This is a genomic window from Rahnella sp. ChDrAdgB13 (genome assembly GCF_017655185.1).
GTDB lineage: Bacteria > Pseudomonadota > Gammaproteobacteria > Enterobacterales > Enterobacteriaceae > Rahnella > Rahnella contaminans.
The window spans coordinates 1-1,429 of the sequence record NZ_JAEMGT010000163.1 but is presented as its reverse complement, the minus strand read 5'-3'; the positions used below and the strand labels follow the sequence as shown (position 1 = coordinate 1,429).

Annotated in this window: 1 pseudogene; it reads left to right on the top strand. The window is 54.5% G+C overall.

Annotated elements, in window-relative coordinates:
• Positions 1–1,429, top strand: a pseudogene (locus tag J8X26_RS25735) (host specificity protein J); the annotation flags it as partial.

Below are 1,429 nucleotides of genomic sequence, written 5' to 3'. Positions count from 1 at the left end.
AGAGGCAAACAGGAAAGGGCGCTGGGGTATTCTGACCAATAATAAGGACCGCGTGATTACTTTCTCGGTCGGGCTGGATGGCATGATCCCGCAGCCGGGTTACATCATTGCGGTTGCAGACGAAATGCTGTCAGGAAAAGTGACCGGTGGCCGTATAAGTTCGGTGAACGGCCGCGCTATTACTTTGGACCGCGTGCCGGATGCTGTTGCTGGTGGACGACTTATTTTAAACCTTCCATCCGGTGCAGCTCAGTCACGCACAATTCAGTCGGTGTCGGGGAAGATTGTCACTGTCACCACCGCCTACAGTGAAACACCGGAATCTGAAAGCGTATGGGTAGTTGAATCAGACGAACTGTATGCACAGCAATACCGCGTGCTCAGCGTCTCTGACAACAACGACAATACGTTCACCATTTCCGCGGCGTATCACGACCCGGATAAATACGCGCGCATTGATACCGGCGCCATTATCGACGAACGCCCGATCAGTGTTATCCCGCCGGGCAGCCAGTCTGCCCCTGCCAATATTCAGATCGGCTCTTATTCTGTGGTCAATCAGGGGATCAGCGTTCAGACCATGCGGGCCACGTGGGACGCGACGGCTAACGCTATCGCTTACGAGGCACAGTGGCGCCGCAACGACGGGAACTGGGTAAACGTTCCGCGCAGCTCTACCACGTCGTTTGAAGTGCCTGGCATTTACGCTGGCCGCTATCTGGTGCGTGTGCGTGCCATTAATGCAGCGGAGATATCAAGCGGGTGGGGTTATTCGGTAGAAGTTACCCTGACTGGTAAAGAGGGGAACCCGCCGAAGCCGGTTGGTTTCATGGCCACCGGCATCAACTGGGGTATTCAGTTGAACTGGGGCTTCCCGGAAAACACCTCCGACACGCTGAAAACAGAGATTCAGTACACGCCAAATTCCGACCAGTCAAACCCGCTGCTGCTGTCCGACGTGCCATATCCGCAGGCCATTTACACGCAACTTGGGCTGAAAGCAGGGCAGATTTTCTGGTACCGCGCGCAGCTGGTGGACAAGACCGGTAATGAGTCAGGTTACACCGACTGGGTCAGAGGGATGGTGAACGATAATGCCGACGATTACCTCGGTGATATCGCGGATGATTTCCTCAATTCCTCCGACGGGGACCGGCTAACGGGTGACATTGAAACCAACATCGACGCCATTCTGCAGAACGCCTTAAACCTCAACTCAACTGTAGATCACCAGTTCGCTCAGAACGGTGAAGTGCGCGCTGATATTCTGACGGTTAAAACCACCATCGCTGAAGTAGATCAGGGACTGGCGGATTTAAGTACTCAGGTGCAGGCGCAAATCGGTGACGTCACGGCAGCGCTTGAGGACAAACTGACGGCAGTTGTTGATGCCAGTGGAGCTTCAGCAATTTACACCCTGAAAACCGGT